The organism is Serinibacter arcticus (assembly GCF_004786095.1).
Taxonomy (GTDB): domain Bacteria; phylum Actinomycetota; class Actinomycetes; order Actinomycetales; family Beutenbergiaceae; genus Litorihabitans; species Litorihabitans arcticus.
Map to the genome: position 1 here is coordinate 817666 of NZ_RHPJ01000001.1, position 14143 is coordinate 831808.

General features: G+C 74.0%; 12 protein-coding genes. 7 read left to right on the forward strand and 5 right to left on the reverse strand.

Going from position 1 to position 14143, the window contains the following annotated elements:
- Positions 1-155 precede the first annotated feature (155 nt).
- From SERN_RS03800 to acs, 3 genes are all read left to right on the forward strand, one after another.
- Positions 156-1220, forward strand: coding sequence for a hypothetical protein (locus SERN_RS03800; protein ID WP_135848739.1), 1065 nt, complete (start codon positions 156-158; stop codon positions 1218-1220).
- A gap of 71 nt (positions 1221-1291) precedes the next feature.
- Positions 1292-2377, forward strand: a complete 1086-nt coding sequence (locus SERN_RS03805) for a hypothetical protein (RefSeq protein ID WP_135848740.1) — start codon at positions 1292-1294, stop codon at positions 2375-2377.
- Positions 2378-2539: 162 nt separating this feature from the next.
- Positions 2540-4534, forward strand: a complete 1995-nt coding sequence (gene acs, locus SERN_RS03810) for an acetate--CoA ligase (protein WP_135848741.1) — start codon at positions 2540-2542, stop codon at positions 4532-4534.
- A gap of 30 nt (positions 4535-4564) precedes the next feature.
- Here the strand turns inward: acs and SERN_RS03815 are convergent, their stop codons facing one another.
- Positions 4565-5413, reverse strand: coding sequence for a hypothetical protein (locus SERN_RS03815; protein WP_135848742.1), 849 nt, complete (start codon positions 5411-5413; stop codon positions 4565-4567).
- A 13-nt stretch (positions 5414-5426) separates the two neighbouring features.
- Positions 5427-7157 (reverse strand): bifunctional lysylphosphatidylglycerol flippase/synthetase MprF, encoded by a 1731-nt coding sequence (locus SERN_RS03820; protein ID WP_135848743.1) that lies wholly within the window; start codon positions 7155-7157, stop codon positions 5427-5429.
- A gap of 84 nt (positions 7158-7241) precedes the next feature.
- On the opposite strand from SERN_RS03820, the gene SERN_RS03825 reads away from it, so the two are divergent.
- Both SERN_RS03825 and SERN_RS03830 read left to right on the forward strand, forming a co-directional pair.
- On the forward strand, positions 7242-8375 hold the full coding sequence (locus SERN_RS03825; protein WP_135848744.1) for an alpha/beta hydrolase: 1134 nt from the start codon (positions 7242-7244) through the stop codon (positions 8373-8375).
- A complete protein-coding gene (locus SERN_RS03830) occupies positions 8372-9334 on the forward strand; it encodes an alpha/beta fold hydrolase (RefSeq protein WP_135848745.1) in 963 nt (320 codons plus the stop codon). The genes SERN_RS03825 and SERN_RS03830 overlap by 4 nt, the downstream gene beginning before the upstream one ends.
- On the opposite strand, the gene nth is transcribed toward SERN_RS03830, so the two are convergent.
- On the reverse strand, positions 9320-9988 hold the full coding sequence (gene nth / locus SERN_RS03835) for an endonuclease III (protein ID WP_408640859.1): 669 nt from the start codon (positions 9986-9988) through the stop codon (positions 9320-9322). The two genes, SERN_RS03830 and nth, sit on opposite strands and share 15 nt — an antisense overlap.
- A gap of 82 nt (positions 9989-10070) precedes the next feature.
- On the opposite strand from nth, the gene SERN_RS03840 reads away from it, so the two are divergent.
- Complete coding sequence (locus tag SERN_RS03840) at positions 10071-10748, forward strand: Crp/Fnr family transcriptional regulator (RefSeq protein ID WP_199241485.1); 678 nt, start codon at positions 10071-10073, stop codon at positions 10746-10748.
- Between the two features lie 48 nt (positions 10749-10796).
- Here the strand turns inward: SERN_RS03840 and SERN_RS03845 are convergent, their stop codons facing one another.
- Both SERN_RS03845 and SERN_RS03850 read right to left on the reverse strand, forming a co-directional pair.
- On the reverse strand, positions 10797-11297 hold the full coding sequence (locus SERN_RS03845; RefSeq protein WP_135848747.1) for a RidA family protein: 501 nt from the start codon (positions 11295-11297) through the stop codon (positions 10797-10799).
- On the reverse strand, positions 11294-11455 hold the full coding sequence (locus tag SERN_RS03850) for a DUF4177 domain-containing protein (protein WP_135848748.1): 162 nt from the start codon (positions 11453-11455) through the stop codon (positions 11294-11296). Before SERN_RS03850 ends, SERN_RS03845 begins: the two co-directional genes overlap by 4 nt.
- A gap of 126 nt (positions 11456-11581) precedes the next feature.
- Here SERN_RS03850 and SERN_RS03855 point away from each other — a divergent pair, with 126 nt between their 5' ends.
- Complete coding sequence (locus SERN_RS03855) at positions 11582-14107, forward strand: penicillin-binding protein (protein ID WP_135848749.1); 2526 nt, start codon at positions 11582-11584, stop codon at positions 14105-14107.
- The last annotated feature ends 36 nt before the right edge of the window (positions 14108-14143 follow it).

The window sequence follows — 14143 nt, forward strand, 5'->3', positions numbered from 1 at the left end:
ATCGTCCCCGCCCGGCCCCGGTCTCGGTGCGGTCTGTGGACACCCCGCCGACCCCGCGACCGGTCCCGTTGCTGGGGACAGCCCACGCGACGGCGGGACCGGGGAAGGAGGGCGCGGCATACTGGCACCTCACGTCGGCGAGGAGCGGGACCCGGATGACCACGAACGACGCGCACGACCCGACCCGGGTGACGGACGGCGGGAACGGTTCGACCTACGTCGGACCTGCCGCACCCGTCCCGCCGCGGTCCCGCGGTCGCGACCACCTCGCGGGCGCCGGGCTGGCGGTGCTCGGCACCGTCGTCGCACTGGCGGCCCTGGTGCTCGCGCTCGGTCGCCTCACCGCTCACGACGGCGCCGACGCCGTCGCGCTGCTCGCCGCGGTCCTCGCGGGCGGCGTGCTCGGCTCGGTCGCCTCCTGGGCCGGCCGCAGCGCCGCCGCCCCGGCCGTGGCCGCCGGGCTGTGGTCGGTGATCGGCGTCGTCGGGCTGCTGCCGGGGTCGCTGCCCGGCGACGTGACCCGCTACCTCCCCGAGGCGAGCATCGACGGCGTCTCCTCGCAGCTCCTCCTGGAGGCCCTCCTGACCTCCGGGGTGGTGCTCGCGATCGGCGTCACGTTCCTGGGCCTCGCGGTCGCCGCCTCCACCGCCCGCGGCCTCGGCCGGGCGTCCGAGCGGGCCGAGCAGCGCGCCCACGAGGGCGGTGCCGTCACCACCCCGCCGCGCCCGCGCATCCTCGGGCACATCGGTGCGGTCGTGCTCGGCGCGGTCGGGTCGGTGCTCGCCGTCGTGCTGCTGGAGGCGTTCATCGCCGAGTACGCGGTCGACGAGTCCCCGATCGACAGCGCACCGGTCGTCGTCGCCCTGACCGTGCTGCTCGTCGGCGCGTTCCTCCAGTCGTTCGCGGGGGGCTTCTCGAGCCTCGGCCCCGCCGTGGCCGGCGGGGTCTGGCTCGTCTCCGCCCTGTCCACGTTCCGCCAGGTGACGCCGGGGCCGGGCATCGTCGCCGAGAACGTCGGCCCGGTCCTGGCGGACCTCGGTGGGCTGCGGGTGCCGGAGGAGTCACTCCTCCAGGCGGGACCCGTCTGGGCGTTCGCACTGCTGCTGGTCGGTGGCGCCCTCGGTGTCCACCGCGCGCGCCGCGGCGGTCGCGCGGCGCAGCGCCAGGAGCTGCTGCACATCCGGTCGCAGGACGAGGCCTGGTCCGACAGCACCGGCTGACCGGCGCGCGTCCCCCGATCGCGCCCGTCATCGGCCTACCGTGGCGGCTGAGCCCCACGGAAGGACCTCCCATGACCACCCCAGAGCAGCCCGACGACGCTCAGGACCCCGCCACCGGTGCGGGACGCGGCCACTCGGCCCCCCGGCCGGTGCCCCCGCTGACCCCCGCGTCACGCCCGGAGTCCCCCGCGTCCGGTACCGACGCCGACCCCGACGCGACCTCGGTAGCCCTCCCGCCCACGGCGGGTCGGGACGAGGACCGGACCGGTGCCCCCACGCGCGTCAGCGCGTTCCCCGCCTTCGGCCGGTCGCGCAACGCCGAGCCCAGCGCCTCGAGCGGGTCGAGCGCTCCCGGTGCCGACCAGGACGACCGCACCCGCGCCCTGCCCACCGCGGCCGGTACCGATGGTGACGACGACGGCGCGAACCCCACGACGACGACCCCCGTCGTCGCCCCCGGTCCCGCCGCGGAGGCCACGACGCGCATCCCGACGTCCGGAGCGTCCGGCACGTCCGGCACCACCCCGGCCGCCGAGGAGGCGGACGACGACGCCACCCGCGTCGTCCCGCTCGCCGACCCCGACGCCCTCGCCGGATCGACGAACGGCCGCCTCAGGGCCGGCTCCCGCGAGCCGCTGCCCGACGAGGACTGGGCCGCCGAGCCGACCAAGCGCGGCGGCACGCACGTCTGGGGCGTCCTCGGCATCCTGGTCGCGGCACCCGTGACGTGGTTCCTGCTGACCGACGGCGCGCTGCGGACGTTCTACGGGCTGCCGCCCGAGGCGCCCCTCAACCCCGCCGGCCTGCTGAGCCTGGCGGGTGGCCTCCTCGGCCTGGTGATCATCGCGGTCGTCACGCGCGTGACGAGCCTGGGCTCCTGGATCTGGGGCGGCGTCATCGCCCTGGCCGGCCTGGCGGCACTGGTCTTCCCGATCGCCGTCGACGACTTCCTGACGAGCTCGCGCGACAGCTTCCTCGCCGTGCACGAGGGCTTCGGCACCAACCTGCACGACTACCTGACGGACACGGGCCGCTCCGGCGTCCTGCTGCTGTTCGGCCTCGTGCTGCTCCTCCTGGCGTTCGTCTCGCACGGTGCGCGCCGCAGCGGCCGGTACGAGGGCCGGGTCAGGGCCGAGCGCGAGGCGCGCGGCCTGTAGCCCGCAGCCCTCGCGTGATCGAGGGGCCCGTGACGTCGCCGAGCGCGACGACGCGGGCCCCTCGTCGCATCCCGGACGTCTCGCGAACGGCCCGGCGCGGTGTCGGCGGCCGTGCGTAGAGTGGCCCGCGTCACATCAGCCTCACGTCAGTCGGAGTCAGCGATGCCCGCAGAGCAGTCCTCCTCACCCGCCCTCGAGAACCTCTCGGAGGAGACGCGCACGTTCCCGCCGTCGGCCGAGTTCGCGGCCGCCGCGGTGGCCGGCGCCGACGTCTACGAGCGGGCCGCCGCCGACCGGCTGGGGTTCTGGGCGGAGCAGGCGCGCACCCTGGACTGGGAGACGCCGTTCACCACGGTGCTGGACGACTCCGCCGCCCCCCGCTACGGCTGGTTCACCGACGGCCGGCTCAACGCCGCGCACAACGCCGTCGACCGGCACGTCGCCGCAGGCCACGGCGACCGCGTCGCCATCCTCTGGGAGGGCGAGGACGGCGAGTCACGCCGCGTCACCTACGCCGAGCTCGCCCAGGAGGTCGCACGGGCGGCGAACGCGCTCACCGCGCTCGGCGTCGGCACGGGCGACCGCGTCGCGATCTACCTCCCGATGGTTCCCGAGGCGGTCGTGGCGCTGCTCGCGTGCGCCCGCATCGGAGCCCCGCACTCGGTCGTCTTCGGTGGCTTCTCCGCCGAGGCGCTGCACAGCCGCATCCTCGACGCCGAGGCCACCCTGGTCATCACGGCCGACGGCGGCTACCGACGCGGCGCGGCGAGCCCGCTCAAGCCCGCGGTGGACGACGCGCTGGCCAAGGGGGGCACCGCCGTCGAGCACGTGCTCGTGGTGCGCCGCACCGGCGGCGAGGTCGAGTGGACGCAGGGACGCGACGTCTGGTGGCACGACGTCGTGCCGCAGGCCTCGCCCGAGCACGAGCCGGTCTGGGTGGAGGCGGAGCACCCGCTGTTCATCCTCTACACCTCCGGCACCACCGGGAAGCCCAAGGGCATCTTCCACACCACGGGCGGCTACCTGACCCAGACGTCCTTCACCCACCGCGCGGTCTTCGACCTACAACCCGAGACCGACGTCTACTGGTGCACGGCCGACATCGGCTGGATCACCGGCCACAGCTACGTGGTCTACGGGCCGCTCCTGAACGGGGCCACGCAGGTCATCTACGAGGGCACGCCGGACACGCCGCACCGCGGCCGGTGGTGGGAGATCGTGCAGAAGTACGGCGTCACCATCCTCTACACGGCGCCGACGGCGATCCGCACCTGCATGAAGTGGGGCGAGGACCTCCCCGCCGGGTTCGACCTGTCCACGCTGCGCGTGCTCGGCAGCGTCGGGGAGCCCATCAACCCCGAGGCGTGGATGTGGTACCGCCGCGTCATCGGCGGCGACCGCACGCCGATCGTCGACACGTGGTGGCAGACCGAGACCGGCGCCATCATGATCTCGCCCCTGCCCGGCGTGACCGCGGCCAAGCCCGGATCGGCCCAGGTGCCGCTGCCCGGGATCGTCGCCGAGGTGCTGGACGACGCCGGCGCCCCCGTCGACCACGGGCAGGGCGGCTACCTGGCGATCACCGAGCCGTGGCCCGCCATGCTGCGCGGCATCTGGGGCGACGAGCAGCGGTTCGCCGACACCTACTGGTCCCGCTTCCCCGGCACCTACTTCGCGGGCGACGGCGCCAAGCGGGACGCCGACGGCGACATCTGGCTGCTCGGCCGCGTCGACGACGTCATGAACGTCTCGGGCCACCGCCTGTCGACGACGGAGATCGAGTCCGCGCTCGTCTCCCACCCGTGGGTGGCCGAGGCCGCCGTGGTCGGCGCCGCCGACGAGACGACCGGTCAGGCCGTCGTCGCGTTCGTCATCCTGCGCGGCGGCGAGGAGGTCGTCGACCGCCCCGAGGGTGAGGACGCCGACGAGCGGGTCGTCGCGACGCTGCGCGCGCACGTCGGGACGACCATCGGCCCCATCGCCAAGCCGCGCTCGATCCTCGTGGTGGCCGAGCTGCCCAAGACCCGCTCGGGCAAGATCATGCGGCGCCTGCTGCGCGACGTCGCCGAGAACCGCGACGTCGGGGACGTCACGACGTTGGCGGACTCCGGCGTGATGGGGCTGATCCAGCAGGGGATGGCCAAGCCGAGCGAGTAGGCCGGACCGGGCCGGCGCTCGGCGGGCGGGCTACGCCGTCGCGCGCCCGGCCGGGCTCGCGGCCAGCACGACGCAGCCCGCGAGCGCCACGACCACGGCGCCGACCAGCACCGGTCCCCACCCGGGCCGCACGCCGTCACCCAGCACGAGGACGCCGATCACGGACGGCACCACCACCTCGACCACCGAGACGGTGGCCGCCGCGACGGCGACGCTCCCGCGCTCCAGCGCCCGGATGTTGCCGACGACGCCGACCGCACCCCCGAGCACGACCACCGCCGCGACGGGGTGCAGCACCGCACCCAGCAGGCTCCCGTCCGTGACGGCGGTGCGCGCCCCGATCGCCACCAGCGAGAACCCGAGCCCGGCCAGCAGGGCCAGGAGCCAGGCCGGCCCGCGGCGATAGGCCAGCACGGCCACCACGGCGAGCGCCACCGCGAGCACGATCAGCACCGCGACGAAGGATCCGCCGGGCGCCCGGGGCTCCTCCCGGCCCGCCGACCCGGCCACCGCCACGAGACCGGCCAGCACGACCAGCGCGCCGCCGGCGTCGCGACGTCGCAGGTGGACGCCGGGCAGCACGCGCGGCGCCCCGAGCACGGCGATCACGACGGACGCCGCGACGATCGTCTGGACGAGGAACAGCGGCGCCGAGGCGTAGGCGACGAGCGAGACGAGGAACGCCCCGCCGTCGGCCACCAGGCCGACGACCACGAGCGGCTGCAGGAACGCTCCCAGGCCCTCGGCCCTGCGGCTGCCGGCGGCCTGAAGCAGCGTGGCGACGCCGTACAGAACGCACGCGACGAGGGCGAGCCCCAGCCCGAGCCCGAGGGCCGACCCCGTGTCGGGTCCCAGTCCGGACCCCTGTCCCGGTCCCACCTCGCCCGCCCCCTCAGCGCCCGGTGTAGCTGTACTGGCCGGCGCGGTCGAAGAACCGGCCGATGACGGGGATCTCGGTGACGCCCTCGGCGTCGGCCATCACCAGCAGCTGGGAGGCGACGAACTCGGGCGCGTCCAGCAGCAGCCATCGCGAGACCCAGACGGGGCCGTACTTCTCGTTGAAGGAGGACAGCGTCTCCATCTGGGTGCCCTTGGCGAACCGCTCGAGCAGCGGCTTCACGAGCGTGTCGAGCCGGTTCTCTGACTCGCCCTTGAGCACCTGCCGCATGACGGCGAAGTTCAGTCCCAGCCCGCGCACACCCTCGCCCGGGCGCACGCCGGGGGCGACGCCGTCGCCGATCGCCGCGATGGTCTGAGCGATCGTGAAGTCCACGAGCCCGTTCGGGAGGTGCTCGACGTCGGTGCGGCGACGCATCACGTCGAGCGACCAGCCGTTGACGTCGCTCGCCGGGACCCACTGGATGAATGCGTCGACGCGGCCGTCGCCGTCGCGCGTGACCGACAGCCACAACCCGGTGTCGGCCGGGTCGAGCAGCCGCGACAGCGTCATCGAGAAGCCGCGCTCGGTCTCGCCGCGCCGCGACTCGTCGCTGATCGCCAGGATCGCCTCGCGCAGCTCGGGCTCGAGGGTCGCGGGATCGTGGAAGGTGGTGGTGTAGCCCGCGCGCGCCACGCGGCCGACGGCGTTGCGCAGCGACTTGCGAGCGCCGCCCGCGAGCGTGAACTGCGAGCAGTCGACGATCGCCTCGTCACCCAGGTAGGCGGCCCGCAGGCCCGAGGCCTCGTACAGCGGCAGCCACTCCTGCGACGCGGCCACGACCGAGACCGACCAGCCGAAGTCCTGCGTGTGGGCCAGGAACTCCGCCCAGACCTCGGCGCGCTCCTCGCGCGGTCCGATCGGGTCGGGGGAGACGAGGCAGACGCCGCTGCGGGTGGAGTAGGCGACGACGGATTCCCCGGTGAAGAAGTAGTCCTTGTCGTCGCGCAGGGCGAAGTAGTCCAGGGTGCCGCCACCGTGGGCGGCCACGACGGCGCGCGCCCGCTCGCGGTCGCGCACGTGGTCGGCGGCCGAGCCCCGCGTCGGCCGCCGGGGTGCCAGGAGCGTCGCGCCGAGCGCGACGAGGAACCCGAGGAGGGCGACGACGTCGACCGCCCGCACGACCTCCCGCGTGCGGGCGTGAGCGGCCGCGCCCGGACCCTGGTCGATCAGGGCGAGGCCGACCAGCGAGAACGACAGCACGACGGCGACGGCGATCACCACCAGGAGGGCGGCCCGCCTGACCGCCCGACGCGACGCGCGGACCCGGAACGCCCCGCGGTGGCGGAGGAGGTAGACCGCCCCCGCGAGCGGTAGCAGCCCGAGCAGGGCGCTCGGGTGGGGCGAGACGTGCAGCGCCGCCGAGGTGAGCAGGGCGCCGACCGAACCCCAGAGCGCGATCGTGTGACCGTTGCGCAGACCGCGGGCCGCACCCAGCAGGAGGATGGAGACGACGACGAGGGTCAATCTGGTCGATCCCGCCGCGAGCCACGGGACGACGTCGTGCACCACGCCCACGTGGCCCCACAGGTGCCGCTGCAGCGCGGAGACCACCGTGACGACGGCCAGCACGACCGTCGCCCGCGAGGACTGCAGACGCACCCGCTGCCGCGCCCGCCGGTGGTCGGCGGTGGTGGCCGTGACACGTGGCAGGAGGACCGAGGCGGCGGGGTCGGGGGCGCTCACAGCGCGATCCTAGGTCCGTCGGCCGGTCGTCGCCCGGGGACGGCGGCGACGCCCTCCCGTCCCGGCGGTCGTAGCCTGACGTCCATGTCACCCGCGTCGGACGTCCCGACCCTCTCCCCCGACGTGGTCAGGGCCCTCGCCGCCGGCACGACCGACTGGATCTCGAGCTGGTGGACGGTGGCGGCGGTCGCGGCACTCGCTGTCGCCCTGCTCGCCCTCGGGTGGCGCGCGTCGCGACGGCGCGCCGCGGCCGGTCGCCCGCGGCGCCGCTGGATCACGATCGCCTCGGCGAGCGTCGCGACCGTCCTCGCGCTGGCCCTGGCGGCGAACGTCACGGCCGGCTACTTCCCGACCGTCGGCGCCCTCGGGCGGTGGACGGGGTCGATGCTGGGCCTCGACGAGGGCGGGGACGACGCCGACGGCGGAGCTCCCGCCGGCGAGGTCGCGGAGGTCACGATCCCCGTGCCCGCCGACGTCTCCATGCCCTCCTCGAGCACCTGGATCTACACGCCGCCGGGCTACGACGCGTCGCGGACCTACCCCGTCCTCCTCCTCGCGCACGGGAGTCCGGGCACCTCGGCGGACTGGATCACGGCGGGTGAGGCCCCGCACGTGCTCGACGTCCTCATCGACGCCGGGGTGATCGATCCAGTCATCGCGGTCGCCTTCGACATGAACGGCACGGGACCGGGCGCTGACGACACCGAGTGCCTCGACTCCACCACGGGCGGGTCCGACGTCGAGAGCTATCTCGACGACGTCGTCGTGCCCTGGGTGGACGCCACGTACGCGACGAACGGCACCCACCTGATCGCGGGCTTCTCCGCCGGCGCGTTCTGCGCGCTCGACCAGGGCCTGCGCCACCCCGAGACCTACGCGGGGATCGTGGCGATCGCGCCGTACCTCGATCCCGGCAGCGGCGGCGAGGCCATGCTCGCGACGGCCGCCGAACGGGCCGCGCACGACGTGCGCGCCTACGCCCCCGCGCTGCCGACGGCCGACCAGGCGGTCGCGCTGATGCTCGTGGACGACGACGACGGCACGGTCCGTGAGCACCTCGTGCAGACCGCGGACGACCTGCGCGGCGTCGGCCGCTCGGTGCTGCTGCACCAGGTCGACGCCGGTCACACCTGGGCGGGTGCGCGGGAGGCGTTCCCGCTGGCGCTGGTCGACGTCGCCCGGCACCTCGGGCTGACCCCGGTAACCTCGACGTCGTGAGTGTCGACCCCGCCAGCCTCCTGATCGAGGGCCCGTGGACCCACCACCACATCTCGGCCAACGGTGCGCGCTTCCACGTGGCCGTCAGCGAACCCGCCGGCGAGGACCGCGTGGGCGTGGAGTCGCCACTCGTGCTGCTGCTGCACGGCTTCCCCCAGACCTGGTACGCGTGGCGCCACCAGCTCCCCGCGCTCGCGGCGGCCGGCTACCGAGCCGCCGCGATGGACCTGCGCGGCTTCGGCAGCTCCGACAAGCCGCCCCGCGGGCACGACGCCCTCTCGCTCGCACGCGACGTGTCCGGGGTGATCCGGTCCCTCGGGGCGATCGACGCCGTCGTCGTCGGACACGGGTACGGCGCGCAGGTCGCGTGGTCGATGCCGACCCTGGCCCCCACCGTGACGCGCGCGATCGGCGTGCTCTCCTCGCCGCACCCGGTACCGCTGCGCTCGCGCAGTCCCCGCCTGGTCCCGGCGGGAACGCTCGCGAGCCTGGCGTTCGCCCAGCTCCCCTTCGTGCCCGAGCAGCGGTTGCGCCGCGACTGGGTCGGGCAGCTGCTGCGGGCGTGGGGCGCACCCGGGTGGGAGCCCGAGGCGGCCTCGATCTACGCCGACGCGATGCGGCTGCCGTCGGTGGCGCACCACGTGCTGGAGCAGGCGCGGTGGCAGGTGCGCTCCACCCCGCGCCCCGACGGTCAGCGCTACCTGATGGCGATGCGGGAGCGCATCTCGGTTCCGGTCCTCGGGCTGCACGGTCAGCTCGACCGCTGCCTGCCGCCGCGCTCGCGCCGCTACGACGCCGCGCACGTCGCCGGGCCGTCGACCTTCCGGACGGTCCCGGGCGCCGGCCACTTCCTCCCGGAGGAGGCGCCCGACGTCGTCACGCAGCACCTGCGAGCGTTCCTGCGGTCGCTTCCCGACGCGGGTTCCGGACCGGACTCCGGTCTCTCAGACCTCGGCTGACGGGCAGATGCCCGCGAGCGGGCACTCCCCGCACGCGGGACGGCGTGCGACGCAGATCCGACGGCCGTGGAAGATCAGCCGGTGGCACAGCACCACCCAGTCCTCCGGCGGGAACAGCTCGCCGAGCTCGCGCTCGACGCGCACGGGATCGACGTTCGCCGTCCACCCGAACCGGCGCGCGAGCCGGCCCACGTGCGTGTCCACGGTGATCCCCGGGACGCCGAACGCGTTGCCCAGCACCACGTTCGCCGTCTTGCGCCCGACGCCGGGCAGCGCGACCAGCGAGGCCAGGTCCCCGGGCACCTCGCCGTGGTGCTGCTCGGTGAGCGCCCTGCCCAGGCCGATCAGCGCCGTCGCCTTGGACCGGAAGAAGCCCAGTGGGCGCAGGATCGCCTCGAGGTCGTCCTGATCGGCCTCGGCCATCGCGCGCGCGCTCGGGTAGCGCTCGAACAGCTCGGGGGTCACCTGGTTCACGCGGACGTCCGTGGTCTGGGCCGACAGGACGGTCGCGACCAGCAGCTGCAGGGGCGAGTCGAAGTCGAGCTCGCAGTGCGCGTCCGGGTAGAGGCGGGCGAGCTCGGCGGCGACGTCGGCCGTCGGCGCAGGGTTCTCGGTGGGCGGCGCACCCGCCACGGGATGCCTCGACGCCGTCACGTGTGCCACGCTAACCCGGCCTGCCGGGCCGCGAGGCCGTACGGTGGGAGACTGAGGCCGCAAACCCATCAGGAGGTCGGAAGTGTCTGAGGACGTCGTACGGTCGGTCCCCGTCTTCGCGGACCTGGATGACGAGACGTACGCCGCCGTGCGCGGCGCGATGGTCTCGACGAGCGTCCGTCGGGGCGAGGTGCTGTTCCGCGAGGGCGAGCCGGGCGACCGGTTCTGGGTGATCGCGGCCGGCAAGGTCAAGCTCGGGCACGCCGCCCCCGACGGCCGGGAGAGCCTCCTCGCGGTCCTCGGCCCCGGCGAGATCGTCGGCGAGCTCTCCGTCTACGACCCGGGTCCCCGCACGGCGACGGCGACGGTGCTGGCGCCCTCGACCTTCCTCGAGCTCGAGCACTCCAAGTTCCTCGACCTGCTGCAGCAGCACCCCGGCCTCTCGCGCCAGCTGCTGCGCTCGCTGGCCCAGCGTCTGCGCAAGACCAACGCCGCACTCGCCGACCTCGTCTTCTCGGACGTGCCGGGACGCGTGGCCAAGGCGCTGCTGGATCTCGCCGCCCGCTTCGGGCGTCCCGTGGGCGCCGGGATCCGCGTGCCGCACGACCTGACGCAGGAGGAGCTCGCCCAGCTGGTGGGCGCCTCCCGCGAGACGGTCAACAAGTCTCTGGCGGAGTTCTCCACCCGCGGCTGGATCCAGCTCGACGGCCGCGCCGTCGTGCTGCTGGACCTGCAGCGGCTGGAGAAGCGCGCCCGCTGAGGCGACCTGAGGGATCCGAGCCTCGCGGCGCAGGATCCCCGGTCGGGGTCAGCGCACGAGTGCGACGACCTCGACCTCGACCGGTGCGTCGAGCGGCAGCACCGCGACGCCGACGGCGGAGCGTGCGTGCGCCGTGCCGAACACCTCACCGAACAGCTCGCTGGCGCCGTTGATCACCAGCGGCTGACCCGTGAACGCGGGGTCGGAGGCGACGAAGCCGACGACCTTGACGATCGCCACCACGTTGTCGAGGCCACCCGCGGCGTCCGCGACGGCGGCCAGCGCGTTCAGCGCGGCGACCCGAGCCAGGCCCGCGGCCTCGTCGGGGGCGACGAGGCCGTCACCGGCACCCACCTTGCCGGTGGCCAGGAGCTGACCCTGCACCACCGGGAGCTGCCCGGAGGAGTGGACGAGGTCGCCCACCCGGATCGCGGGGATGTAGGCGGCCACGGGGGTGGCGACCGGCGGGAGCTCGAGGCCGAGGTCGGCCAGGCGCTGCGAGGGCGTCCGCGACGGCGTCGTGCCCGCGGTGGGGCCCGCGTCGCTCATCGCTCGCCGGTCGGGCGCTTGAGGTAGGCCACGAGCCCGTTGCCACCGGGGCCGGGCACGACCTGCACGAGCTCCCACCCGTCGGCACCCCACTGGTCCAGGATCTGCTTGGTGCTGTGGACGATGAGCGGAATCGTCGAGTACTCCCAGGTAGTCATGGCAGCGATGCTACGCGGGAGCAGGTCGGGACCTTCGTCCGCTCCGAGGCCGTGCGCACACAATCGCCACACGGCCTCGCCCCCGGCCCCACAAGCGGCGGCGGGCGGCCCCGTACGCTGGAGGACATGGCGTCTGCTCCCCGCGCACCCCGACACTCCGTCAACGTCTTCCAGGCCGTGGCACTCCTCATGGGCTTCCTGCTCGTCGCAGCAGCCGGTGGCGTGCTCACGGCCGGACTGCTGATGCCCGCGGTCGCGGCCGTCGGCTCGACGTCGAACGCTGCCCAGCAGCTGTTCGACGACCTGCCGACCGAGCTGCAGATCGCGCCGCCGTCGGAGAAGTCGCAGATCCTCGCGTCCGACGGCAGCCTGCTGGCGACGTTCTTCGTCGAGAACCGCGTGGTGGTCCCGCTCGAGGGCGGCATCTCGCCGAACCTCCGCAACGCCGTGATCGCGACCGAGGACCGCCGCTTCTACGAGCACGGCGGGGTCGACCCCGAGGGTCTGGCGCGCGCCGTGCTCCAGACCGCGAGCGGGAACACGCAGGGCGCCTCGACGCTGACGCAGCAGTACGTCAAGAACGTCCTCATCGAGGAGGGCCGCGTCTCCGGCGACGAGGACGCCATCGAGGCGGCGCGCGAGGCCGACGGCGCCGAGGGCATCAGCCGCAAGCTGCGCGAGATGAAGCTCGCGATCTCGCTCGAGAAGGTCTACGACAAGGACCAGATCCTCGAGGGCTACCTCAACATCGCGCAGTTCAGCGTCAACAACTACGGCGCCGAAGCCGCGTCGCAGTTCTACTTCGGCCACGGTGCCGCCGAGATGACGCCCGCCGAGGCCGCGCTGGTCGCCGGCGTCACCAAGAGCCCCGGCCTGTACGACCCGACGCGCGGCACGCCCGACGACGGCTACCGGACCGCGACCGACCGCCGCGACACCGTGCTCGTCCAGATGCGCGACCAGGGCTACATCACGCCGGAGGACTTTGACGTCGCCGTCGCGACCCCTGTGGCCGACATGCTCAACATCACCCCGACACCGGTCGGGTGCAGCACCGCCGGGATCAGCGCCTACTTCTGCGAGTACGTGACCAACGTGCTGCTCAAGGACGGGTACTTCGGTGAGGACGTCGCCGCCGCCCGGAACGCCCTGCGCCGGGGCGGCTACACGATCCGCACCACGATCGACCCGGCCCGCCAGCAGCAGGCCTACGACTCGCTCACGGCGCAGATCCCCGAGAACGACCCCTCCTACAACTCGCCTCGCGCCTCCGACCGTTCCGACGTCCACGGCATCTCCGGGGCGATCAGCACCGTGGAGCCCGGCACCGGCAACGTCGTCGCCATGGTCCAGAACACCAGCTACGGCGATGCCACGCCCGAGAGCCCCCGCGCCACGAAGCTGAACTTCAACGTCGACCGCGCCTACGGCGGCGGGGACGGCTTCCAGACCGGATCGACCTTCAAGGCGTTCGTGCTCGCGCAGTGGCTGATCGACGGCAAGTCGCTCAACCAGAACATCAACGCGGCCGACGGCCAGGTCTTCCCGCGGAACTCGTGGAACATCTCGTGCTCGCCCGCGAGCGCCGCGGACTACCCGCCTCGCAACCTCGAGCCCGGTGGCGGCACCATGTCCGTGCTCCGCGCGACCGAAGGCTCGGTCAACACGGCCTACGTCAACATGGCCAACCAGATGGACCTGTGCGCGCTGCGCGACACGACGTCGAAGATGGGTGTGCACGTCGGCACCGGCGTCATCGATCCCGACCTGCTTCCCCCGAACAGCGGGTCCCGTGCCCTCTACGAGGAGCAGGCCGGTGCCGACATCCTCGCCATCCCGTCGATGGCGCTGGGGTCCAACACCATCGCACCGCTCACGATGAACGCCGCGTTCGCGACCTTCGCCGCCAACGGCGTCTACTGCGAGCCGCGCTCCGTCACCGGCATCACCGACCGCGACGGCACCGAGATCCCCGTGCCGGAGCCCCAGTGCTCGCAGGCCCTCGACCCGGAGATCGCGGCCGGCGTGAACTACGCGCTGCAGAGCGTCGTCCAGCGCGGTACCGCGACCGGCGCCCAGATCGGCCGGCCGGCCGCGGGCAAGACGGGTACGGCGAACGACGACTACCACGCGTGGTTCATCGGCTACACGCCGCAGCTCTCCACCGCCGTGTGGATGGGCCACAGCGAGGGCGACCTCCCGATGGTCCGCACCACGCTCAACGGACGCTACAACTCCCAGATCTACGGTGGCCGCATCCCCGCGCCGATCTGGGGCGACTACATGGCCAAGGCCACCGAGGGCATGGAGGTCGTCGGGTTCCCCGACGCGCAGGAGCGCCAGGTCTTCGGCGACCGCGTCGCCGTGCCCGGCGTCGTCGGCCAGTCGGTGGGCGGAGCCACCACCACGCTCGAGCGGGCCGGGTTCAGCGTCAGCGTCGGCGAGGGCCGGTACAGCGCGAACGTCTCGCCCGGGAACGTCGCTGAGGCCTCTCCGGGTGGCCGTGTGGCACCCGGCAGCCGCATCACGATCTACCCGAGCCTCGGGCCGGAGCCGGCACCCGCGCCGACCCCGGACCCCAACGCCCCACCGGACCCGAACCAGCCGGCCCAGCCCGGCCAGCCCGAGCCCCCCGGCGGGGGTAACGGCTGACCGGGTCCCGCGGCTCCCGCCTCCTGCAGGCGGGAG